Source organism: Microbulbifer taiwanensis, assembly GCF_014904815.1.
In the GTDB taxonomy this organism is placed as follows: Bacteria; Pseudomonadota; Gammaproteobacteria; order Pseudomonadales; family Cellvibrionaceae; genus Microbulbifer; species Microbulbifer taiwanensis.
The window spans coordinates 16,378-38,212 of the sequence record NZ_JACZFR010000014.1; the positions used below are offsets into that span (position 1 = coordinate 16,378).

Sequence of the window (21,835 nt, forward strand, 5' to 3'; positions counted from 1 at the left end):
CCCCGGGGGCGGCGGACTGGCGCTATATTTTTCTGAGAATTACCGAGGTTGAAGTTATGTGTGGAATCGTCGGCGCGCTGGCCCAGCGCAATGTCAATGAAATCCTGCTGGAAGGGCTGCGGCGCCTGGAGTACCGCGGCTATGACTCCGCCGGCGTCTGCCTGCTGGACGGCGACCGCCAGCTGCAGCTGCGCAAGAGCCAGGGCAAGGTCGCGGACCTGGAGACGCGCCTGGACGCGGAGCCGGCGTCCGGTCGCCTCGGCATAGCCCACACCCGCTGGGCCACCCACGGCGCCCCGTCGGACGTCAACTCGCACCCGCATGTATCCGACAATATTGCCCTGGTCCACAACGGTATCATCGAGAACTACCAGTCCCTGCGCACCCAGTTGCAGGACAAGGGCTACCGGTTCCTGTCCGACACCGACACAGAGGTGGTGGTACACCTGATTCACTCCCTGGCGGCCTCCGGTCGCAACCTGCTGGCGGCGGTCACCGAGGCCACCAAGCAGCTGGAAGGTGCCTACGCGCTGGGGGTTATCAGTGCCGATGAGCCTGAGGTGCTGGTCTGCGCCAGATCCGGCAGCCCGCTGGTGGTGGGCGTCGGTATCGAGGAGAACTTTATCGCTTCGGACCCCATGGCCCTGCGCCAGGTCACCGATCGCTTTATCTATCTCGAGGAGGGCGACGTGGCCGAGATCACCCTCGGCGGCATCGCCGTGCGCGACAAGCTGGGCGAAGAGGTCAGCCGCCCGGTGCACAAGCTGAACGGCGGTCACGATGCCGCCGACAAGGGCCGCTACCGCCACTATATGCAGAAGGAAATCTTCGAGCAGCCTCAGGTGGTGGAGGCCACCCTGGCCGGCCGCATCGGCGAAAAATCGGTGTTGTCCGAGGCCCTCGGTGCCCGCGCCCACGAGATACTGCCGGAAGTGAAACAGGTGCAGATAGTCGCCTGCGGCACCAGCTATCACGCCGGCCTGGTGGCCCGCTACTGGCTGGAGGACTGGGCCGGTATCCCCTGCTCCGTCGAGGTGGCCAGCGAAATCCGTTACCGCAAGACCGCGGTGCGCCCGGGCACCCTCTTCGTGACCATCTCCCAGTCCGGGGAGACAGCCGACACATTGGCGGCGCTGCGCCAGGCCCGCCAACAAGGACAAGAGGAACTCGGCTACCTGGCCTCGCTGACCATCTGTAATGTGCCCAACAGCTCCCTGGTGCGGGAGTCCGAGTTGTCCCTGATGACCGAGGCGGGCCCGGAGATCGGCGTCGCCTCCACCAAGGCTTTCACCACCCAGCTGGTCGCGCTGCAGCTCTTCTGCATCGCCCTGGCCAAGGTCAACGGCTTGCCGGCCGAACGGGAGGCGGAACTGGTCTCTGCCCTGCACCAGCTGCCGCAACTGATGGAACAGTTCACCGGCCTGGACAGGCTGGTACAGCAGACCAGCGAGGCTTTCGCCGAGAAGCACCACGCGCTCTTCCTCGGCCGCGGCGTCGAGTATCCGATTGCCTTGGAGGGCGCGCTGAAGCTGAAGGAGATCTCCTATATCCACGCCGAGGCCTACCCCGCTGGCGAGTTGAAGCACGGCCCGCTGGCGCTGGTGGATGCGGATATGCCGGTGATCGTCGTCGCACCCAACGACGAGCTGCTGGAGAAGCTGAAATCCAACCTGCAGGAAGTGCGCGCCCGCGGCGGCCAGTTATTCGTATTCGCCAGCCCGGAGGCCGGCTTCGCCAGCGAGCCCGGCGTCACCGTGGTGGAAGTGCCGGACGCACCCGAGAGCCTGTCACCGATCCTGTACACCGTGCCGCTGCAGTTGCTCAGCTACCATGTGGCGCTGCTGAAAGGTACGGATGTGGACCAGCCGCGCAACCTGGCCAAATCGGTAACGGTGGAGTGATTGTGTCCTGAGATGATCGCCGCCAGCTGGCCGGTTGATTTACGGGGGTGCAGATTTTAATCTGCATCCCAAGATCTCTGGCAAGAAGAACAAAAAACATGCCGGACCAATGGATACTATCGATTGGCTTTGCCTGCTTCTTGATGGCCAGCCTGGTGGCAGTGGCAACCCCGGCCAGGAATTTCCCGTGGACCTTGCGCCTGTTCCTGTTCATTCTGGGATCTGCCGCCCTGCAGATGTCGCTGGTGCGATTCGGCTTAGCCGAGCGTTTTGCTGCGCTTACCTTTCTGATGGATCCTCTGGATATCGCCTTTGCGCCGCTCGCCTACCTATATTTGCGAAACCTGAATGGCAAATCCATACCCGTTTGGCGATTGTGCCTGCATTTCGTGCCGTCCCTCGTCGCTATCCTGGCGACGATTCCCTTCTGGTCAAGTCACGCTGAAAACAAGATCAACTATTACCGCGCCAGCATGGATTTCTCCAATTGGCGCTGGCCATCCGATGAAGGCACTGTTTGGATCATTCTTGTTCAACTCCTGCTCTACTCGCCCTTTGTCCTGGTTGAGTACCAGCGTCATATCCGTCAATACGACGGCCAGGTGCCAATGCATCGTCTTTGGCTTCACTGGTTTGTCGGCAGTTACTATGCATTGTGGCTGTTGATCGGTGCCCTGGCATTGCTGCAATTCCAGGTGTCCCTGCGATATCTTTTGCTGCTGGGGCTTCTGGTATTTATTGCCAGTTTTGTCATCGTGCTTCTGCGGGACCCCAACGCGATTTCCGGGGAATCCGATACAGAAAGGGTGCATCAGACCTGGCGATTTGCCATCGCTGCAGATGGCCTGGCAACACTGGCGGACAGACTTCATCAATATATGAGAATTACTCGATGTTATCTGGACTCCAGCCTGTCGCTACAGGAACTGTCGCGCCACCTGAAAACACAGCCGGCCAAACTCACCAGGGTGTTCAATCAGCATCTGGATATCGGCTTTTATGACTATGTGAACAACTACCGGATAAAAGCGGCGAAAAAAATGCTGTCAGACCCGGCGCGCAAAGCATTGTCGGTAACCGACATCATGCTGGCGAGCGGTTTCAGCAGCAACTCCGTTTTTTACGCCAACTTCAAGGCTGATACCGGTCTGACACCGGCCCAGTACCGAAAATCTAAGATAGAGAAGTCCGGCGCTACCGCTGAGCTCCCCTGAAAAAGACCGCTTTCAGTTTTCTTTTGATACAACAAGTTGTTGATCTGTAAAGGGGAATTATTTTTTTTCGGTTCGTTGTCGATACGGAAGTCACAGTTGCCGGATCTCCCTATAGTTTTCCCTCCCCCAAAGCGATGCGATGAGGAAAACGATAATGAAGACAATGTTCCGTGGTCTGGCTGTCGCCATGGCGCTGGCATCCAGCCAGGTTGCCGCCTACAGCTGTGGCGATACAGACGTCATATACAACCTCTACGATATGTTGTCGGAGATTGAAAACAGCAATGGCCCCGGCACCATAGGCCCCCGCCGCCTGGTCACCAATCAGGTATCCGAGATAGTGGCATTCACGGATAAGCGCTTTATCCAACCCCACCCGATGGACGTCGATCAAATTACCGTCAGGTTCACCAAGGAGCGGGGTACCTGGTTGGGCGGCGGCGTGGTCGAGGTGGTTTGCACAACTGATACCTACGGCAATGTGCAGAAGCTCGAAGAGGTGAAATTCAGCGGCGGCAGGAAAAACATTGGCGACGTGAAAACGCGCACTTACAGCGGCTTGAAAGGCAAGCGCCTTTCGATTCACGCGGTCGGCATAGGCGCGGTCGGAAGCTCGAGAATCCGCTTCGACCTGGTGCGCAATGCCAGTGAGGGCCAGCCGTGGATACCGGATATGACAGCGCCAGCCGGGCCCATCCCCGGTTTCGCGGACGTGCATGTGCACCAGGCGGCCGACTTGGCTTACAGCAAGGGGTGGTACTGGGGCAGCCACCAGCCCGGGGACCTGATGGCCCGGGTGCCCATGTGTTCCGGCGATAACCACGGAACCCTGGAGCCCCTGGGGATAGAGATCCACGAACTGGGCAATGCCCACCTGGGGCAGACCAGCGGCTATCCGGATTTCAACAACTGGCCGCGCTGGAACGATATCAAGCACCAGCAGGTCACTGCGGAGTGGCTGAAGGATGCGCATGAGAGGGGCCTGACGCTGATGGTTGCATCAGTCGTCGCCAACCAGACCCTGGCCGCAGGCATGATCGCCTCGGGCAACCACGACAATCGCACTGCCCCATTCGATATGGAATCGGTTCGCCACCAGATCAGCGAGCTGAAAAAGATGGACGAATCGGAAGACTGGTTCGAGATAGTACTGGATCCCTGGCATGCCCGCCGCGCGGTTGCCGAGGGCAAGCTCGCCGTTGTCCTGGCCATTGAAGCCAGCCACTTGTTTCCGGATGACGATGGTCCCTGGCGCGAGCAGCTGTACGACGTCTATGACATGGGCGTGCGTGCGCTACAGATTGCCCACCAGACCAACAACGACTTCTCCGGTGCGGCCTACCACCAGGACATCTTTGAAATCGTCACTCAGCTCAAGGCCTGGTATACCGGCGAGGTTGACTACGCCGAAGCCAGCGACGGCGTGCACAACGATATTGGTCTGAGTGTTCAGGGCTATGAACTGCTGGAAGAGATGATTCGCCTGAACATGATTATCGATATGGCCCACCTGCCATTGAAGTCCCAGCGCGAAATCTTCCAGCTAGTGTCCCAGTACCACGACTACTATCCGCTGTTTAACTCCCATACCCGAATCGATGAGCTGTTGTACCAGGAGGATAGAGATATCCTGAACGAACATGTAACCACTGACGAAACCCTGGAGTTTTACCGCGCAACGGGTGGTGTTATCGGATTGCGCACCGGGTTGCAGCGCATGAAAGACTATCCAGCTTCCGGTGTTGTGAACAACTGCGATGGCTCCGCGCGCTCCATCGCCCAGTTCTACCGCTACGCGGCCGATCGCGGCGTGAAGACGGCATTTGCTTCCGACTTCAACGGGTTTATCGAGATGAACCCGCCGCGCTTCGGAGCAGATGCCTGTGCGAGTGCGCCGGACGAAGTCTCGCGCCTGGTGCAGGCCGCGGCACAGGGAAGTGAAGACCCCGGCTGGCCGGATTACATCCGCGAATACAACGAGAAGGGCACTGCACATATCGGCCTGCTGCCCGCACTCTTGTGGGATATAGGAGAGGTCGGCGCGGATACCGCCGATCTCGAAAACTCCTCCGAGTCCATGGTCGTCATGTGGGAGAGGATCTACGATCCCAATCGTCAGAGGGTTCTATAGAGGGTTCGTTCAGAAGCACTCGCTAGCGGAACAGGCCCCGCCCGCGCGGGGCTTCAGTATGAGAGTGCCTTTTCGATTGGCGCCCTCCTCTCGCTCAAATGTCGAACACCGTGCTATAACCAGCCTTCCGCGGTATCGACGATGAGAGGATCGACCCATGACCACCGCAGAAAAAACAACAGAAAAGGCGGATATCAGCGACGCGGTAATGAACGGCGACGTCAATATGCTGATTGGCGAGCCGTCGCTGCCACCGGACCAGGTGCGCGAGGAGCGCAAGCGGAAGCTCACCGCCGCCTTCCGCCTGTTTGGCAAATTCGGCTTCGACGAGGGTGTCGCCGGCCATATCACGGTGCGGGATCCCGAGCTGGAAGACCACTTCTGGGTCAATCCCATGGGAGTCTCTTTCAAGCTGCTGAAAATGTCGCAGCTGCTGCTGGTCAATCACAAGGGCGAAGTGGTCGAGGGCGACGGCTACCTGAACGGTGCCGCCTTCACCATCCACTCCCATATCCACCGCATGCGCCCGGATGTGGTGGCCGCGGCCCACGCCCACTCCCTGCACGGCAAGGCCTGGTCCTCCCTAGGGCGCCTGCTGGATCCGATCACCCAGGATGCCTGTGCCTTCTTCGGCGACCACGGCCTGCTCGATACCTTCTCCGGCGTGGTGCTGGAGGTGGGGGAAGGCGAGGCGCTGGCCCGCGCACTGGGCAACAGGAAGGCGCTGATACTGCAGAACCACGGCCTGCTTACCGTCGGCAAGTCGATCGACGAGGCCGCCTGGTGGTATATCACCATGGAGCGCAGCTGCCAGGCGCAGCTGCTGGCGGAGGCCGCCGGTGAGCCGGTCTTGATTGAGCCGGAAGTGGCGATACGCACCCGTGCGGTAGTGGGTACCGAGCTGGCGGGACTCTTCAGCTTCCAGCCGCTTTATAACGTGATCTGCGCCGAACAGCCGGAAATGTTCGACTAGCACTGCGGCGGTTCCGCTCTCCTATACTCGCTGTACCCCATTCGATCTACGCGAGCGCGATGCACTACGTCGTCCTGGCTCTGGTCCTGCTGCTGGCGGTGGCAGTCAGCGGTATGATCGCGCGCCTCTCCCCGCTGCGCCTGCCGCTGCCGCTGATACAGATTGCGGCCGGCGCCCTGCTCGGCGGCCCGCTGGGCGTCGAGATTCCGCTGGATCCGGAAATCTTCTTTCTGCTGTTTATCCCCCCGCTGTTGTTCCTGGACGGCTGGCGCATTCCCAAGGGCGCTTTCTTTCGCGATCTGCGACCGATACTGACACTGGCCGTGGGCCTGGTGATTTTTACCGTCGTGGGGATGGGCTTCTTTATCCACTGGCTGGTGCCTTCCATGCCGCTGGCGGTGTCCTTTGCCGTGGCCGCAATACTGGCGCCGACGGATCCGGTAGCGGTATCCGCGGTGCGCGGCGACACGCCGGTGCCGCCGCGAATGCACCATATCCTCGAGGGCGAGGCACTGCTCAACGACGCTTCCGGGCTGGACCTGTTCCGCATCGCGGTGGCGGCGGTAGTGACCGGCAGTTTTTCACTGATGGAGACGGCGGTGGGTTTTGTCTGGGTGGCCTGTGTGGGTGTGGCCATCGGCGTTGCAGTGTCCTTCGTTTGCGGCTACGCGCTACGCGGGCTGGCGCGGATCGGCGGTGAGGATACCGGCGTGCAGATCCTGGTTAGCCTGCTGCTGCCCTTTGCCGCCTACCTGGCCGCCGAGCACCTGGGCGGTTCCGGCATTCTGGCGGCGGCGACGGCCGGAATTGCCAGCCACTATGTCAACCTGCACGGCTCAGAGCTGTCCACCACACGTATGGAGCGCAGGGCTGTGTGGAATATGGTGCAGGGGGTGATGAACGGTGTCATCTTTCTCCTGTTGGGGGAGCAACTGGTGCGCATTTTCACCGGGGATCTGGGCGAGGTGCGCCTGAGTCATTTCGGCGTTGGTGTCCTGCTGTTCTACGTGGCGGCGATTACCGCGGCGCTGCTGGCGCTGCGCTTTATCTGGGTCTGGGTACCGCTGTACTTTTCCAAACCGATCAATATCCAACTGGGCCGTCGCGGGCGCCTGCTGTTGGTGACGGCGGCCTCTGTCGCCGGTGTGCGCGGAGTCATAACCCTGGCCGGCGTGCTGTCGCTGCCGCTGTTGTTGCCGGACGGTTCGCCGTTTCCGGCGCGGCACCTGGCGGTGGTGATAGCGACGGGGGTGATCCTGCTGTCCCTGCTCCTGGCCTGCCTCACCCTGCCGGCCCTGATACGTCGCCTGCCCACGACGCCCCAGCTGCAGACCCTCGACGATGAACTGGGTGCGCGCCAGACTGCGGCGAGGGCGGCGATCGCGCGGCTGGAGTCCCTGCGCAGTGGCATAGAGGATTCGGATGGTGATGCGGGTATAGAGCGGGAGGCGCTCGACTATCTGCTGGAGCTCTACCGGCGCCGGTTGACCAGTGGCGACAGCGAAAACGACGACCGCATCTGGGCCCTGGCCGGGGTCGAGCGACAGTTCCGCCTCGCGGCCCTGGCCGCAGAGCGCGACCAGCTATACCAGCTGCGCTTCCGGCACCAGATCGACGACGAACTGCACCGCAAGCTGGTGCTCGAGGTGGACCTGCTGGAGGCCAGCCTCGGCTCGCGGGGCTGACTCAAAGTCCTGGCCTGGAATCCTCCCAGTAGTGATCCAGGTGCAGGTCCTTGTCGCGCCTGTCCTCGCGCAGCGCCTGCAGCAACTGTTCGCGGTAGATGCGCGTCTGCGCGATATGCTGGGACTCGTCGCGCCAGTAGGGAAACAGGGATTCCAGCATACGCTGGTCGTGCTGCTTGAACTTGCGCGCTGCGCGCCTGGCCTGCAGCGGGCTCAGGCCCAGCAGTTCCAGCGCCCGCTCGCCGATGGACAGGGCCGAGTCCACCGTCTCGCGAAATATATAGTGCACCCCCGCCTCCATCAGCGCGTACTGGTGCATGCGGTTGCGTGCCCGCGCCAGTATCGTCAGGTGTGGGAAGTACTTGCGCAGCTGCGCGACGATTTCCAGAGACGCCGCCTGGTCACTGAGGGTCAGAATCACCAGTTTCGCATTCCGGGCGCCGGCGGCGCGCAGCAGGTCCTCGCGCGAGGCGTCGCCGTAATAGGCCTGGATGCCGTAGCGGCGCACCAGGTCCAGCTGCTCGGCGTTGCGCTCCAGCAGCGTGGTGTCGAAGCCGCAGGCGTTCAGCAGGCGCCCGGCTATCTGGCCGAAGCGACCGTAACCGACGATGATGACCGGCGAGCCTTGATCCACCGGCGGTTCCTCTTCCCGTTCATCGCTCTCCGCACCGCGCCGGTAGCGCGGCTGTATGAGCTGCTCGTACATCAGCAGCAATATCGGCGTCAGCGCCATCGACAGCGCGATAACGGCGATCAGCAGGTTGCCGCTCATTCCGTCGAGGACGTTGTTCTGCACGGCAAAGGAGATCAGCACGAAGCCGAATTCCCCGGCCTGCGCCAGTGACAGCGCAAACAGCCAGTCTTCACCCGGTGACAGGCGGGTCGCGCGGGCCAGAGCAAACAGCACGGCGAACTTGACCGCCACCAGCAGCAGCACCAGCCCGAGCAGCAGCAGTGGGTACTGGGCGATCAGGTTGAAATTCAGGCTGGCGCCGACGGCGATAAAGAAGAGCCCCAGCAGCAGTCCCTTGAACGGTTGTATGTCCGCCTCCAGTTCGTGGCGGAACTCGCTTTCGGCGAGCAGCACGCCGGCCAGGAAGGTACCCAGTGCCGGTGACAGATCCAGCCAGCTCATCACCGCAGCGGCAGCGAGTACAATCATCAGCGAGGAGACGGTAAACATCTCCCGCACCTGGCTGCCGGCCACCAGGCGCAATAGCGGACCCAACAGATAGCGCCCGGCCACCGCAAAGGCGGCGAGGGTGCCGATCAGGGCCAGGCCATAGTGCCAGCCGCCGAGGCCACCGTCGTTTGCCTCCGGCGGGCTGCCGGACAGCAGCGGCAGCAGCGCCAGTATCGGGATCACGGCGATATCCTGAAACAACAGCACACCGAAGGCGCCGCGCCCGCCCTGGGTTTTCAGCAGCCCCTTCTCGGTCAGGGATTGCAGCACTATGGCCGTAGAGGAGAGCGCCAGAATCAGTCCTATCGCCACCGCACTGCGCCAGTCCTCCCTGAACAGCAGCAGGGCCACTGCCGCCACGGCGGCGGCGGTGAGCAGCAGCTGGGCGCTGCCAGTGCCGAGAATGGCGCCGCGCATCTGCCATAGCTTGCGCGGCTGCAGTTCCAGGCCGATCAGGAACAGCATCAGTGCCACGCCGAACTCGGCCACGTGCATCTCATCGCTGGCGTCGCCCACCAGGCCCAGCGCGTGGGGGCCTATGGCGACGCCGGCGAGCAGGTAGCCGAGTACCGAGCCCAGGCCCAGCCGGGTTGCGATGGGTACGGCGATCACCGCCGCGGTCAGGTAGATGACGGCCTGCAGCAGGAATCCGGTTTCTTCCATGGCGATCTATCGGTTCTTATCGGTGATTTTGCCGCTACTGTGCCGGCTCGGGCATGCGCTCCGGCTCGGCGATATCGCGGCTGCGGCGGATCAGCGGGGCTATGGTGGAGCCCTGCACGACGATGGAGAAGAGTACCACGCCGTAGGTCATCACCACCCACAGGTGGCGCAGGTCCTGGCCCTGGATCATTGCGTGGCCGGCGGGAATCGACATCGCCAGCGCCAGCGCCAGGCTGCCGCGCAGGCCGCCCCAGATCAGGATGCGCTCGGTATAGGGGTGGTAGCGGCGGAACCGCTTCAGGATCGTAAAGGGCACAGTCACCGCCAGCGCGCGCGCCAGCAGCACTATGACGATGCCGGCCACCATCAGCAGGTAGTCGAAGGGCCGCAGGTTGATGGTGATCAGGAAGAGGCCCACCAGCAGGAACAGGATGCCGTTCATAAAGTCCTCGGTGATCTCCCAGAAATTGTCCAGCTCGTGCTGGCTCACCCGGGAGAAGCCGGTCTCGCGGGTGAAGTTGCCGATGATGATGCCGCTGATCACCATCGCCAGGGCGCCGGACACGCCGAGGATATTGGCCAGGGAGAAGCCGGCGGTGGGAATCACCAGGGTCAGCATCAGTTCCAGGCTGTGGTTGCTGGTGGCGCCGATCAGCCAGTGGAAGAGGCCGCCGATCGCCAGCCCCAGTGCTATGCCGCCCAGCGCCTCCACCGCGAACAGATGCGCCACCGAAGGCAGCGTCGGTTCGCCGCCCTCAAACGCGACCGCGTAGATCACCGCGAAGACCACTATGCCGAAGCCGTCGTTGAACAGGGACTCCCCCTCCACCTGGATCGACACCTGCTCAGGCGCCTTGAGGCTCTTGATGATCGCCAGTACCGCGATAGGGTCCGTGGGAGAGATAAGGGCGCCGAACAGCAGGCAGTAGACGAAGGCCACAGGCATGCCCACCAGTTGCAGGAACCAGTAGAGCAGCGCGCCGACCGCGAAGGTGGAGATCAAGGTGCCGAACACCGCCAGCAGGCTGATTTCCAGCCGCTGGTTGCGCAGTGCCAGCAGGTCGATGTGCAGGCTGCCGGCGAACAGCAGGAAGCCGAGCATGCCTTTCAGCAGCAGGTCTTCGAGATTGAGCAGTGGCAGCAACTGGTCGGCCCAGTTGCGCAGGTCGAGCAGGCCCAGTTTGCCGAGGCCGATCACCAGCAGTGACAGTGCCAGGGAACCGGCAGTGATCGCGATGGTGGTCTGTGCGCGCAGTACATACTGGTTCAGGAATCCGAGAAATACCGACACCGCGGCCAGAAAACAAAAGGTGTAATAGACTTCCATATCGCGCGCGCGGCTCACTTCTCGGGTTGGTTTGGAATCTTGTAGGGGCGGACGGCCGCCCCACCGCTCCTACACAGGGAGATAAGGCTATCAGTCGGTCAGCGTGCCGTTATTGTAGTCGCGCAGCGCCTGCTCGATCTCCTCGCGACTGTTCATCACGAAGGGGCCGTAGTGGGCGACGGGTTCGCGCAGGGGCAGGCCGTGCAGGCACAGCAGGCCGGCTCCCTCTTGGTCCCGGGCGCGCAATTGTAGCGACTCACCGGTGCCGTACAACAGCATATTGCCGCGCGCTATGGTGCCGCGCTCGGTCACCAGCGCCCCGCGGTAGACGAACACCATGGTGCTGTGTTCCAACGGCAGCGGCAGATTGACCTCCGCGCCGGCCGCCAGGCGGATATCGGCGACTGCGGCTTCGGCGGCCGCGTCCGTCAGCGGCGCCCGCCTTTTCTCCCCGCCGACTGTCCACTCGCCGGCGATCAGGCGGATCAGCGAGCCGGCGCTGTCGAGCGCCAGCTCGGGAATCTCCGCGGACTGGATATCGCGCCAGGTGGGTTTGCTCATCTTGTCGGCGGCGGCCATGTTGATCCACAGCTGGAAGCCGTGCATGCCGCCCTCCGCAGGGTTCTCGGCCTGGGCCGGCATCTCCGAGTGCACAATGCCGCGCCCGGCGCGCATCCACTGGGCGCCACCGGAGGATACGGCACCGCGGTTGCCCAGGTGGTCCCGGTGCTCGAACTCGCCGTTCAGCATATAGGTCAGCGTCTCTATGCCGCGGTGAGGATGGGGCGGAAAGCCGGCGATATAGTCGTCGGCGTTCTCTGAGCGGATCTCGTCCAGCATCAGGAAGGGGCTGAAGTCCGGGCTGTCGAAACCGGCCACGCGCTGAATCCTTACCCCGGCGCCGTCCGCGGACGCCTGGCTGCCGACACCGCGCAGCAGCGGGCGGGCGCCGGGCCGTCGTTCAAATGCGTTGTTCATGGACACCTCCAATCGTGCGTTTGTAGGCAGTATAGGCCGACGATTTCGATTAAAAATGGTAAAAAATTGCTACTTTTATTCGAATCCATCGGTTGGTTGCGCTATAGATAATCCCCAACCGCGGAAATCCATTAACAAGGCAAAGGGAGTGCAGATGGCCAAGGTCACCCTGGAACAGTGGCGAATGTTTCAATCGGTGGTGGAGCACGGCGGCTTTTCCCAGGCCGCCGAGGCGGTGCACAAGAGCCAGTCCTCCATCAACCATGCGGTGCACAAGCTGCAGGAGAGTCTCGGCGTGGCGCTGCTGGAGGTGCGCGGGCGCAAGGCGGAGCTGACCGACGCCGGGCGCGTATTGCTGGCCCGCGCCGGCGGCCTGTTGAACGAGGCGGAGGCGCTGGAGTCGGTGGCCGCCAGCCTCGCCGGCGGCGAGGAGGCGACGCTGACCCTGGCGGTGGATGTGATCTTCGATTACGAGTGCCTGTTCAATGCGATTGAGCGCTTTGCCGGCGAATTTCCCCACACGCGCCTGGAAGTGCGCGAGACGGTGCTGTCCGGCGCCGAGGAACTGCTGCTGCAGCGCCAGGCGGACTTTATCCTGACCGCGCGGGTACCCCAGGGTTTTGTCGGAGAACCGGTGGCCCGGGTGCGCTTCGTGCCGGTGGCCCACCCCCGCCACCCGCTGCACCAGCTGGGGCGACCGGTGGCGCGCAAGGACCTGAAGGCCAGCCGGCAGATAGTGCTGCGGGATTCTGCGATCAAGAATCGCCAGGATTCCGGCTGGCTCGGCTCCGACCAGCGCATTACAGTGACCAATGTGCAGACCTCGGTGGAGCTGATCGAGCGCGGTCTCGGCTTCGCCTGGCTGCCGGAGACGCGCCTGCGCGATTCCCTGTCCGCCGACCGGCTGTTGCCGCTGCCCACCGAGGAACCCTGGGAGCGGGATGTCACCGTCTACCTGGTCTACGCCGATGCGGATCGCTGCGGTCCGGCCGCCAGCTTCCTGATACGGGTTCTGCGCGACGGCCTGGGACACTTCGAATAGCGAATTGCGTGCTAATTCCGGTCTGCTTTTAAAAAAATCGAAAGTTATTCGCGAATTTTTGCGGTTTTCTCAGTAAAAAATAGAACTACACTGAATGCAGTTTCACTATCAATGACTGACTGATCTCACAGAGGATTCGGCAATGACAAATGGCGTCTACTGCGATCTCACCAAACTGCTCGGCCGGGTGTTGATGTCCCTGATGTTCATCACCGCCGGCTGGAACAAAATCGGCGGCTACGCGGGTACCCAGTCCTATATGGAATCTGCCGGCGTGCCGGGCCTGCTGCTACCGCTGGTCATACTGGTGGAGTTGGGTGGCGGCCTGGCGATACTGCTCGGACTCTTCACTCGCTGGGCGGCACTGGCACTGGCGCTCTTCTGCCTCGCCAGCGCGGTACTCTTCCACTATGTACCGGACGACCAGGGGCAGATGATCAGCTTTATGAAGAACATCACCATCGCCGGCGGATTTTTCATTCTCGCCTGTGCCGGCGCCGGCAGGCTGAGTCTGGACCACAAGATTCGCGGCAAGTAAGCACCGCGGCCCTGGCGCGGGGAATCCCCGCGCCGCACCTGCCTCCCTATTTACATTTTCACCTTCCCGATTCCTGGAGATTGCTATGGGCCTTCTCGTCAAGGGCCAGTGGCAGGACCGCTGGTACGATACCGATAAGAGTCACGGCGAGTTCGTGCGCGAGGCTGCGCAGTTGCGCAACTGGATCACCGCCGACGGCAGCGCCGGATCCAGTGGCGAGAGCGGCTTCGCGGCGGAAAAGGGTCGCTATCACCTGTACGTATCCCTGGCCTGCCCCTGGGCGCACCGCACGCTGATCTTCCGCAAACTGAAGGGCCTGGAAGATTACGTCGCCGTGTCGGTAGTGAGCCCCTATATGCGCGAAAACGGCTGGACCTTCGATACCGACGAGGGCAGCAGCGGCGATGCGCTGTTCAATGCCGACTATCTGTACCAGCTATATGTCAGGAACAAGGCCGACTACAGCGGCCGCGTGACGGTGCCGCTGCTGTGGGACAAAGAGCGGCGGCGGGTGGTCAGCAATGAATCGTCGGAAATCATCCGAATGTTCAACGGCGCCTTTGACGGCCTGACCGGCAACGAAGACGATTTCTACCCCGAGGCGCTGCGCGGCGATATCGATGCGACCAACGATATCGTCTACGAAAATATCAACAACGGCGTCTACCGGGCCGGCTTCGCCACCTCCCAGGACGCCTACGAGCACGCCTACGAACGGCTCTTCAGCACCCTGGAACAACTGGAGCTGCGTCTCGGTAACAACCGCTACCTGACAGGCCCGCGCATCACAGAGGCGGACTGGCGGCTCTTCACCACCCTGATCCGCTTCGATGCCGTCTACCACGGCCACTTCAAGTGCAACAAGCAGCGGCTGGCGGACTACCCGAACCTGTGGGGCTATGTGCGCGAGCTCTACCAGTGGCCCGGCGTCGCCGATACGGTGGATTTCCACCATATCAAGACCCATTACTACGCCAGCCACGCCACCATCAACCCCACCGGCATAGTGCCGAGGGGACCGGAGCTGGATTACGCGGCGCCCCACGGCCGCGGTTGATTCAGCCCCCGCCCGCCTGCTGCCCGGTTGGCAGAATACTGCGAATGGCGGTGTAGCGGCGGCTCTCAGCCTCGGCCGCGCGCTCAAGGCGCTGGTACTGGAAGTCGAATTCGCCGCTGCTCGCCGGCCGCCCCTGCAGGGCGCGCCTGGTCGCACGCACTTCCCGCTGCAGCTGGCGCAGGTCGGGGTCAAAACAGTAGCGCGCGATAACCCGCGGCTTCTCGTCCCGGTAGCGCTCGAAAAATTCCTGCAGCAACTCCCGCGCCCGCGTGTTGTCCGGGTTCAGGGTCAGGGTGGAACAGCCCGCCTGCAGGCGCCGCCGCTCCCCTGCCGGCAACAGCTGGCCGAAGGCCCGCGCCGCATCGGCGGAATCTGCCACCGCCGCCGCCAGCTTATCCTCCAGCTGCCGATGTTCCGCCAGCAGCTGGCGTCGCGGGTCCGGCTGCTCTGCCGCTATCGGGGCGGCAGCGGCGCCGGTGGCGGCCGCCCAGAAAGCGGCGGCGAGCCAGAAACTGTAGGGTTTGCACAGCATTATTTCCTCCATGAATTGCGGTAGTTGTTCGGGACAGATACAAAAAATTGGGGCCATAGGGCGGCCCGGCGCCAGCTTATTGCAATCGGCACAGAGATAAATTGAACAGTTGCCACCGGAAACTGTGGCTTTCGACAAGAAATGTGCGGAATTCAACCAAAAGTGGTGGCATTGCCGCTCGCCCACCGGCCGCGGCCGCCGCCTATACTTCCTGATCGGCCGCCTTCTGAATCTGGAGAAACTGCCATGAAACTCTTCTACGCCCCCGGCGCCTGCTCCCTGTCACCCCATATCGTCGCCTGCGAAGCGGGCATTGATCTCGAGTTGTGCAAGGTGGATCTCGGTGAGCACAAGACGGAGAGCGGGGTCGATTACACCCGGATCAATCCCAAGGGCTATGTGCCGGCGCTGCAGCTGGAGGGGGGCGAGGTGCTGACCGAGGGGCCGGCCATAGTGCAGTTTATTGCCGAGCAGAAACCGGACGCGCAGCTGGCACCGGAATACGGCAGCCTGGATCACTACCGCCTGCTGGAGTGGCTCAACTACCTGGCTTCGGAGGTGCACAAGGCTTTTCTGCCGCTGTTCTGGAACGGCACAGACGAGGAAAAGGCGCGGGCGAAGAAGTCGATCGCCAGGCACTTCGATCATATCGAAAGCCGGCTCGATACCGACTACCTGATGGGCGACGATTTTACCGTTGCCGATGCCTACCTGTTCACCATAGCCGGCTGGCTGGACGCGCAGAAGATGGATACGTCAGCCTGGCCGCGACTGCGGGCTTTCCAGCAGCGGATGTCCGAGCGACCGGCGGTGCAGAAGGCGCTGCGCGAGGAGGGACAGTTACAGAAGTGAGCGCTCGCTCAGCGCGGAATAAAGCGCCGGGTTACCGGCACCTCCACCTCGATGGGCTCCCGCGCCCGGGCGATAAACACCGCCGATAGCAGTGCCACTACCGCACAGCCGAGCATGGCCGCGGCAATGGGTACCAGGGTGCCCGTGTGCAGGCCGTTGACTATGCCGCCGAGGACGCCGCCGGTAATGAATATGGTGGCGCCATAGAGGGCGTTGGCGCTACCGCTGATCCTGGGGAAGAACTCCAGGAAGCAGGCCGCGGCGTTGGGGCCGGTAATGCCGATGCAGCCCATCACCAGTACCAGCGGTACCATCCACAGCACTATCTCCTTCACTCCCGTCAGGGTCCCCAGCAGCAGCAGGCCGCAGCCGAGCAGCTGCAGGGTTATGCCTGCCAGCAGGATATTGCGCGGCTCGAACAGGTTCAGCAGGCGGATATTGACCTGCACCATGCAGATAAGCCCCAGCACACAGGTGCCGAAGTAAAGCGGGAAATGGGTCGCGGGCACCTCGAAATACTGGATGAACACAAAGGGCGCGGTGGTGATATAGATAAACATGGAGCCGCTGACACAGGCCTGGGCGGCGAGGAAACCCAGCGCGCGGCGGTTGCCCACCACCTGTGAATAACTCTTGACCAGCGATTTCATCGGCGTGCGCTGGCGCCGCGCGCGGGAAAAGCGCGATACCGTTTCCGGCAGCAACAGCCGTACCAGCACCAGCATGGCGGTGGCGTAGACCATCAGGAACACAAAAATGCTCTGCCAGCCGCCTGCGGCCAGCAGCAGTGAGCCGATCACCGGCGCTATCAGCGGTGCCACCAGCATCATGGTGCTGATCATCGAGATGGTCCTGGCCGCCTCCCGTCCGCTGTAGAGGTCGCGCACTATGGCCGCGCAGATTACCGTGGCGAAGCCACCGCCGATGGCCTGGAGAAAGCGCAGCAGAATCAGCTGGTCCACGTGGTCCGCAAACAGCACCAATACCGAGGTAACGATATAGATACCGATGCCGATGGTGCCCACCCAGCGACGTCCCCAGCGGTCGGACAGCGGGCCGCCGCACAACTGGCCGATGGCAAAGCCGAGCAGGAAGCTGGACACCGAGTGCTGCACCCGCGCCACTTCGGTGTCCAGGGCCGCGGCCATGGCGGGAATTGCCGGCAGGTAGCTATCGATCGAAAAGGGAGTCAGTGCCACCAGTGCCGCCAGCCATACCGCCAGCCAGCGCGGCGGTGTCTTTTCGGCGGGAATGGCAATGGAACTCATAGATCGGCTCTGGTACAGCTTGGCGGAGTGGCGGGGTGACATCGGCCGGGGCGGCCGAGTTAAAAGATTAGCCCGGAAAATGACAGCCGGGCGCATCATGGTAGCGACGCATCGCTGCCTGTTCCAGCGGCGTCTAAAGATAATTTTTAGGGTGGGGTTTCAGTGCTTGTCTTCGCGCAGTGTATAGAGCCCCTGCTTGAGTTTCAGCAGGTGTTCCTGCAGCTGGGGGCCTTTGCGCTGGGCCACGCCGATGGCCAGCACGTCGATCACCACCAGATGGGCAATGCGCGACGACAGCGGTGTGTAGATCTCTATATCTTCCTCGACATCCACTTCCAGCGGGATAGTGGCCTGACGGGCCACCGGCGAGCCGCTCGGTGCCAGGCCGATGACGGTGGCGCCCTGCTCTTTCGCCATACCCATGGATCGCAGCAGCGCCTTGGTGCGCCCGCTCTGGGAGATGGCGACCACCACGTCGCCGGGCACCATGGACATGGCGGACATGTTCTGGATGTGGTGATCCGAATGGGCGGCGGCGGCCAGCTGCAGGCGGAAGAACTTGTGCTTGGCGTCCGCGGCCACGGCACCAGAGGCGCCGAAGCCGAAGAATTCGACCCGCTTGGCGGCGGCGATGGCGGTGACCGCCGCCTCCAGGGCGCGGGCGTCTATCTTGTCGCGCACGTTCAGCAGGGTGTCGACGGTGGAATCGAATACCTTGCGCTTGTACTCGGCGATGGTATCGGTCTCGGTGACCGCGATCTGGCCGAAGCTGGGGCTGGAGGCCAGCTGCTGGGCCAGGTTCAGCTTGAATTCCTGGAAACCGGAGCAGCCCACCGCGCGGCAGAAGCGCACCACCGTCGGTTCGCTGACCTGGGCCTCGGTGGCCAGGTCGACGATGCGCATATGGATGATCTCATCCGGGTTGGCGAGGATATACTCCGCCACCTTGCGCTCCGATTTGCGCATGGATGACAGCTGTTCGCTGATTTTCTGCGTGACTTCCGCCGGTTTCACTGGACTTCCTTCTATAAGCCGGACTGCGCAGTTTAGCCGCAAGTACCGGTGCTGGCGAGCGGCTAGATTCGAGTTGTGTGGCGGCACCGCTACCGGTGGGCTTTTGCGGGACACGGGCTAGGCGCCCCCCTTAACCCATCCCTGGGGGCTAGTCTGCGAGGTAGCCCGGCCGCTTCAGGTATTCACGGCGCTTTCGGCCCCTCTCGCAGACAGTCCCGCAAAAGCCCAGCGGCATCGGCACCTTCGCATCGAAACGGGTGGTTCTTTTCGACCCCGAAAACCTGTTTATTTACACAGGTAACAGCCCCCACCTCTGTTACAATCGCCGCCCATGGACGTATCTCAGATTCTAGACCCCCTCAACGATGCCCAGCGCGAGGCCGTAGCCGCGCCCGCGGGCAACCAACTGGTACTGGCCGGCGCCGGATCCGGCAAGACCCGCGTGCTGGTGCACCGCATCGCCTGGCTGATGCAGGTGGAGGGTGCGTCGCCCTACTCCATCCTCGCCGTGACCTTCACCAACAAGGCGGCCAAGGAAATGCGCGCGCGTATCGAGGAGCTGCTGGGGGTGAACACCTTCGGCATGTGGGTGGGCACCTTCCACGGCCTGGCGCACCGGCTGCTGAAAGCCCACTGGCAGGAGGCCAAGCTGCCGCAGAACTTCCAGATTCTGGACAGCGACGACCAGCTGCGCCTGATCAAACGGGTGCAAAACGATCTGCAGCTGGACGAGAAGAAGTGGCCGCCGCGGGAGACCCAGTGGTGGATTGGCGCACAGAAGGATGAGGGCCTGAGACCCCAGTACATCAACGCGGGCAGCGATCCCTGGCTGGCGACCATGGTGCGCATCTACTTCGCTTACGAGGAGGCCTGCCAGCGCGGCGGCCTGGTCGACTTCGGCGAGCTGCTGCTGCGCGCCCACGAACTGTTGCGGGACAACGATGCGGTGCTGGCCCACTACCGCCGCCGCTTTCCGCACATTCTCGTCGACGAGTTCCAGGACACCAATACGATTCAATACGCCTGGCTGCGCCTGCTGGCCGGCGACCAGTGCCATATCACCGCCGTCGGCGACGACGACCAGTCCATCTACGGCTGGCGCGGCGCCAAGATCGAGAATATCCAGCATTTCGAGAGCGATATGCGCGACGTGCTGACGGTGCGCCTGGAACAGAACTACCGTTCCACCTCCACCATCCTCAACGCCGCCAACGCAGTGATCGCCAACAACGCCGGCCGACTGGGCAAGGAGCTGTGGACAAGAGGCGAGGAAGGCGAGCCGATATCCCTGTACGCGGCCTACAACGAGCAGGATGAGGCGCGTTTTATCGTCGAGCGCATCAATGACTGGGTGCGCGACGGCAACCGCCGCGACAGCATCGCCATCCTGTACCGCTCCAATGCCCAGTCGCGGGTGCTGGAAGAGGGCCTGCTGCGCGAACAGGTGCCCTATCGCATCTACGGCGGCCAGCGCTTTTACGAAAGGCTGGAAATCAAGAACGCCCTCTCCTATATGCGCCTGGTCAGCAACCGCGACGACGACACCGCCTTCGAGCGGGTGGTCAACACGCCGACGCGGGGCATAGGTGCGCGCACCGTGGAAATGGTGCGCAGTTACGCCCGCGAGCAGGGCTGTTCCCTGTGGCGGGCGGCGCAGCTGATGCTGCAGCAGCGGGTGCTGGCCGCGCGTGCCGGCAATGCGCTGCAGTCCTTCCTCGACCTGGTCAACCAGCTCGCGGCCAATGCCGAAGACAAACTGCTCGACGCGATCGCCGAAGATGTGATTGAGACCAGCGGCCTGCTGGAATTCCACGGTAAGGAAAAGGGCGAGAAGGGCCAGACGCGGGTGGAGAACCTGCAGGAACTGGTCAGCGCCTGTCGCGCCTTCGACGGTATCGACCAGCCGCCCGGTGAGGAGACCGAAGAAGAGGAGCGGCCACTGCTGGACCAGTTCCTCGACAGCGCCGCCCTGGACGCCGGCGAGGGCCAGGCGGACGAATTCGAGGACGCGGTGCAGCTGATGACCCTGCACTCGGCCAAGGGGCTGGAGTTCCCGCTGGTGTTTATGGCCGGCGTGGAGGAAAACCTCTTCCCGCACAAGATGTCGGCCCAGGAGCCCGGGCGCATGGAGGAGGAGCGACGCCTCTGCTATGTGGGCATCACCCGCGCCATGCAGAAGCTGTATATCACCTATGCGGAAAACCGCCGCCTGTTCGGCTCCGAGACCTACAACAGTCCGTCGCGCTTTATCGGCGAGATACCGCCCAATCTGGTCCATGAGGTGCGCCTCAAGACCGAGATATCGCGGCCGCTGTTCCAGCCGGACTACGGAAAACTGGGTGCATTGTCCGATCCCGCCCCGGATTTCGACGACCTGCCCCCCCTGGCCCTCGGCGGCCGCGTCGATCACCCCAAGTTTGGCGAGGGCACGGTAGTGCAGTTCGAGGGCAACGGTCCGCGCACGCGGGTGCAGGTCAACTTCGACGACGCCGGCAGCAAGTGGCTGGTGGTGGCCATGGCCAGGTTGCAGCCGCTGTGACAACCGCGGTCCCGCGCCATTCGTTGGGCGGGACCGCAATCTCCCCTTCCCCGCCGCACAACGCCAGACTTTCACAGCGGCCTGCTGGCTGGTAGCCGATACACTCCATCGGCCGGTTCGCGTGCGCTGCCATCCGGTATTGCATCGCGATCACTGTGTTTCCCCTCCGTAGCAGCGACCGCTGCTGAAAGACCAGTCGTCGACATCGTTGCAGGTGATCACCACCATCAGATCGGCCGGATCCAGCCCCAACTGCTGCCGGCAGGCAGTGGCCAGTGCGCTGTAGAGAGCGCACTTTTGCGCGCGGCTGCGACGTCGCCCCGCGGTGATCTGTAGCAGCAGGAAGTCGCCGCTGCGCGCCGCTGTGTCACCGTAGGGATAGTGGGGATCTACTACCCGGTTTCCCGCCGTGTATTCATCAAACAGTTGGAAGCAGTCCCGCGGCGGCACTGCGAAATGCTCTTCCAGTGCCCGCTGCAACAGCGCACTGAGGCGCGCCCGGTAGTCAGCGCCTAGCCCCCGGCGCAGAGAGATTCTGGTCATAGGCATGGCTGTTCTTCCCTCTCTGCCAGGCGTGAGAGTGCTGACACGGCGGCGGGCCAGCCGGTGTAGAAGGCCAGGTGCGTGAAGGCTTCCGCCAGCTCTTCCCTGGACAGGCCGTTGCGGTGTGCCAGTGCCAGGTGAAACGGCAACTGCTCCACCCGGCCGAGCGCCGTCAGTGTCGCCAGGGTGATCAGGCTGCGTTCGCGGCCGCCCAGAATGTCGCTCTGCCAGATATCGTCGAACAGCAGCTCCCGGGTTATCGCGCCGAGTTTCGGCGCCAGTATGGCTATGCGTTCCAGGTCGGCGTTGTCAGCCATGGTTTACCTCCAATCGCTTAAATCGAGGTCGCTATACTGGCGTCGTAAAATTGTTTATAAAATCAAAACTTTTTTGAT

Annotated in this window: 18 protein-coding genes; 10 read left to right on the plus strand and 8 right to left on the minus strand. The window is 62.7% G+C overall.

The window, feature by feature from the left end; all coding sequences use genetic code 11:
- Positions 1-56: 56 nt before the first annotated feature.
- The 5 genes from glmS to IG627_RS05095 all read left to right on the plus strand — a co-directional run bounded on the left by glmS (position 57) and on the right by IG627_RS05095 (position 7,904).
- Entirely contained in the window at positions 57-1,901 is a 1,845-nt protein-coding gene (glmS, locus tag IG627_RS05075; protein WP_193190625.1) for a glutamine--fructose-6-phosphate transaminase (isomerizing), read from the plus strand.
- 98 nt (positions 1,902-1,999) lie between these two features.
- The gene (locus tag IG627_RS05080) at positions 2,000-3,115 is read left to right on the plus strand and encodes a helix-turn-helix domain-containing protein (RefSeq protein ID WP_193190626.1); all 1,116 of its coding nucleotides are present in this window, start codon (positions 2,000-2,002) and stop codon (positions 3,113-3,115) included.
- A gap of 154 nt (positions 3,116-3,269) precedes the next feature.
- Entirely contained in the window at positions 3,270-5,246 is a 1,977-nt protein-coding gene (locus tag IG627_RS05085) for a membrane dipeptidase (RefSeq protein WP_193190628.1), read from the plus strand.
- A 157-nt stretch (positions 5,247-5,403) separates the two neighbouring features.
- Positions 5,404-6,219 (plus strand): class II aldolase/adducin family protein, encoded by an 816-nt coding sequence (locus IG627_RS05090; protein ID WP_377483269.1) that lies wholly within the window; start codon positions 5,404-5,406, stop codon positions 6,217-6,219.
- Positions 6,220-6,278: 59 nt separating this feature from the next.
- Positions 6,279-7,904 (plus strand): Na+/H+ antiporter, encoded by a 1,626-nt coding sequence (locus IG627_RS05095; protein ID WP_193190630.1) that lies wholly within the window; start codon positions 6,279-6,281, stop codon positions 7,902-7,904.
- 1 nt (position 7,905) lies between these two features.
- Here IG627_RS05095 and IG627_RS05100 read toward each other — a convergent pair whose 3' ends face one another.
- The 3 genes from IG627_RS05100 to IG627_RS05110 form a co-directional block, all read right to left on the minus strand.
- Positions 7,906-9,750 carry a monovalent cation:proton antiporter-2 (CPA2) family protein gene (locus IG627_RS05100; RefSeq protein ID WP_193190632.1) on the minus strand — a complete coding sequence of 615 codons (1,845 nt, stop codon included), beginning with the start codon at positions 9,748-9,750 and terminating at the stop codon, positions 7,906-7,908.
- Between the two features lie 34 nt (positions 9,751-9,784).
- Positions 9,785-11,095: a cation:proton antiporter gene (locus IG627_RS05105; RefSeq protein WP_319024504.1), complete on the minus strand. Its 1,311-nt coding sequence runs from the start codon at positions 11,093-11,095 to the stop codon at positions 9,785-9,787.
- 72 nt (positions 11,096-11,167) lie between these two features.
- Positions 11,168-12,055, minus strand: a complete 888-nt coding sequence (locus IG627_RS05110; RefSeq protein WP_193190635.1) for a pirin family protein — start codon at positions 12,053-12,055, stop codon at positions 11,168-11,170.
- 154 nt (positions 12,056-12,209) lie between these two features.
- Here IG627_RS05110 and IG627_RS05115 point away from each other — a divergent pair, with 154 nt between their 5' ends.
- From IG627_RS05115 to IG627_RS05125, 3 genes are all read left to right on the plus strand, one after another.
- The gene (locus IG627_RS05115) at positions 12,210-13,097 is read left to right on the plus strand and encodes a LysR family transcriptional regulator (RefSeq protein WP_193190637.1); all 888 of its coding nucleotides are present in this window, start codon (positions 12,210-12,212) and stop codon (positions 13,095-13,097) included.
- Between the two features lie 142 nt (positions 13,098-13,239).
- Entirely contained in the window at positions 13,240-13,635 is a 396-nt protein-coding gene (locus tag IG627_RS05120; RefSeq protein WP_193190639.1) for a DoxX family protein, read from the plus strand.
- 85 nt (positions 13,636-13,720) lie between these two features.
- Entirely contained in the window at positions 13,721-14,692 is a 972-nt protein-coding gene (locus IG627_RS05125; RefSeq protein WP_193190641.1) for a glutathione S-transferase family protein, read from the plus strand.
- Position 14,693: 1 nt separating this feature from the next.
- Here IG627_RS05125 and IG627_RS05130 read toward each other — a convergent pair whose 3' ends face one another.
- The gene (locus tag IG627_RS05130) at positions 14,694-15,224 is read right to left on the minus strand and encodes a hypothetical protein (protein ID WP_193190643.1); all 531 of its coding nucleotides are present in this window, start codon (positions 15,222-15,224) and stop codon (positions 14,694-14,696) included.
- A gap of 246 nt (positions 15,225-15,470) precedes the next feature.
- On the opposite strand from IG627_RS05130, the gene gstA reads away from it, so the two are divergent.
- Positions 15,471-16,076, plus strand: coding sequence for a glutathione transferase GstA (gstA, locus tag IG627_RS05135; RefSeq protein WP_193190645.1), 606 nt, complete (start codon positions 15,471-15,473; stop codon positions 16,074-16,076).
- A gap of 8 nt (positions 16,077-16,084) precedes the next feature.
- Here gstA and IG627_RS05140 read toward each other — a convergent pair whose 3' ends face one another.
- A complete protein-coding gene (locus tag IG627_RS05140) occupies positions 16,085-17,344 on the minus strand; it encodes a multidrug effflux MFS transporter (protein WP_193190647.1) in 1,260 nt (419 codons plus the stop codon).
- A gap of 159 nt (positions 17,345-17,503) precedes the next feature.
- Entirely contained in the window at positions 17,504-18,358 is an 855-nt protein-coding gene (gene hexR / locus IG627_RS05145) for a transcriptional regulator HexR (RefSeq protein ID WP_193190649.1), read from the minus strand.
- A 331-nt stretch (positions 18,359-18,689) separates the two neighbouring features.
- On the opposite strand from hexR, the gene uvrD reads away from it, so the two are divergent.
- A complete protein-coding gene (gene uvrD / locus IG627_RS05150; RefSeq protein ID WP_193190650.1) occupies positions 18,690-20,897 on the plus strand; it encodes a DNA helicase II in 2,208 nt (735 codons plus the stop codon).
- A 150-nt stretch (positions 20,898-21,047) separates the two neighbouring features.
- On the opposite strand, the gene IG627_RS05155 is transcribed toward uvrD, so the two are convergent.
- Together IG627_RS05155 and IG627_RS05160 are read right to left on the minus strand one after the other, a co-directional pair.
- A complete protein-coding gene (locus IG627_RS05155; RefSeq protein WP_193190652.1) occupies positions 21,048-21,446 on the minus strand; it encodes a tautomerase family protein in 399 nt (132 codons plus the stop codon).
- Entirely contained in the window at positions 21,437-21,757 is a 321-nt protein-coding gene (locus tag IG627_RS05160) for a carboxymuconolactone decarboxylase family protein (RefSeq protein WP_193190654.1), read from the minus strand. Before IG627_RS05160 ends, IG627_RS05155 begins: the two co-directional genes overlap by 10 nt.
- Between the last annotated feature and the right edge of the window lie 78 nt (positions 21,758-21,835).

Coding starts and splice junctions, on each gene's coding strand:
- glmS (WP_193190625.1), top strand. CDS start 57: ATGTGTGGAATCGTCGGCGCGCTGGCCCAGCGCAATGTCAATGAAATC.
- IG627_RS05080 (WP_193190626.1), top strand. CDS start 2,000: ATGCCGGACCAATGGATACTATCGATTGGCTTTGCCTGCTTCTTGATG.
- IG627_RS05085 (WP_193190628.1), top strand. CDS start 3,270: ATGAAGACAATGTTCCGTGGTCTGGCTGTCGCCATGGCGCTGGCATCC.
- IG627_RS05090 (WP_377483269.1), top strand. CDS start 5,404: ATGACCACCGCAGAAAAAACAACAGAAAAGGCGGATATCAGCGACGCG.
- IG627_RS05095 (WP_193190630.1), top strand. CDS start 6,279: ATGCACTACGTCGTCCTGGCTCTGGTCCTGCTGCTGGCGGTGGCAGTC.
- IG627_RS05100 (WP_193190632.1), bottom strand. CDS start 9,750: ATGGAAGAAACCGGATTCCTGCTGCAGGCCGTCATCTACCTGACCGCG.
- IG627_RS05110 (WP_193190635.1), bottom strand. CDS start 12,055: ATGAACAACGCATTTGAACGACGGCCCGGCGCCCGCCCGCTGCTGCGC.
- IG627_RS05115 (WP_193190637.1), top strand. CDS start 12,210: ATGGCCAAGGTCACCCTGGAACAGTGGCGAATGTTTCAATCGGTGGTG.
- IG627_RS05120 (WP_193190639.1), top strand. CDS start 13,240: ATGACAAATGGCGTCTACTGCGATCTCACCAAACTGCTCGGCCGGGTG.
- IG627_RS05125 (WP_193190641.1), top strand. CDS start 13,721: ATGGGCCTTCTCGTCAAGGGCCAGTGGCAGGACCGCTGGTACGATACC.
- IG627_RS05130 (WP_193190643.1), bottom strand. CDS start 15,224: ATGCTGTGCAAACCCTACAGTTTCTGGCTCGCCGCCGCTTTCTGGGCG.
- gstA (WP_193190645.1), top strand. CDS start 15,471: ATGAAACTCTTCTACGCCCCCGGCGCCTGCTCCCTGTCACCCCATATC.
- IG627_RS05140 (WP_193190647.1), bottom strand. CDS start 17,344: ATGAGTTCCATTGCCATTCCCGCCGAAAAGACACCGCCGCGCTGGCTG.
- uvrD (WP_193190650.1), top strand. CDS start 18,690: ATGGACGTATCTCAGATTCTAGACCCCCTCAACGATGCCCAGCGCGAG.
- IG627_RS05155 (WP_193190652.1), bottom strand. CDS start 21,446: ATGCCTATGACCAGAATCTCTCTGCGCCGGGGGCTAGGCGCTGACTAC.
- IG627_RS05160 (WP_193190654.1), bottom strand. CDS start 21,757: ATGGCTGACAACGCCGACCTGGAACGCATAGCCATACTGGCGCCGAAA.